The organism is Treponema endosymbiont of Eucomonympha sp. (assembly GCF_001028545.1).
The window spans coordinates 1-440 of the sequence record NZ_BBPW01000658.1 but is presented as its reverse complement, the minus strand read 5'-3'; the positions used below and the strand labels follow the sequence as shown (position 1 = coordinate 440).

Here is a 440-nt window from a genome sequence, read left to right as displayed (position 1 = left end):
GCTTGTCGAACGGCGAAATCGCACGACACAGCCGTCATCTGCTGCTTGCCGAAATCGGCGTTGAAGGGCAAAAGCGTCTCAAGGCGGCGAAAGTGCTGCTCGTAGGGACAGGAGGTCTCGGCGCGCCGCTGGCGCTTTATCTTGCCGCGGCAGGCGTGGGAACCATCGGCATAGCGGACTTTGATTTTGTCGAAGAGTCGAATTTGCAACGGCAGGTGATTCACAGCACGAAGGACATAGGACGCCCGAAAGTCGAGTCGGCGAAAGACCGCATAAAAGGCATAAACCCGACTGTAAACGTGGTTACCTACAATACGATGCTTACCAGCAAAAACGCGCTGGAGCTTATGAACGGCTATGATATAGTCGCGGACGGCACGGATAACTATCAAACCCGCTACCTCGTAAACGACGCGTGCGTGCTGCTGGGAATTCCCAAC

1 protein-coding gene is annotated in these 440 nt (G+C 55.2%); it reads left to right on the top strand.

Going from position 1 to position 440, the window contains the following annotated elements:
- Positions 1 to 2: 2 nt before the first annotated feature.
- On the top strand, positions 3 to 440 hold a 438-nt coding region (locus AWU74_RS08520; protein WP_238580282.1), incomplete at its 3' end, for a HesA/MoeB/ThiF family protein.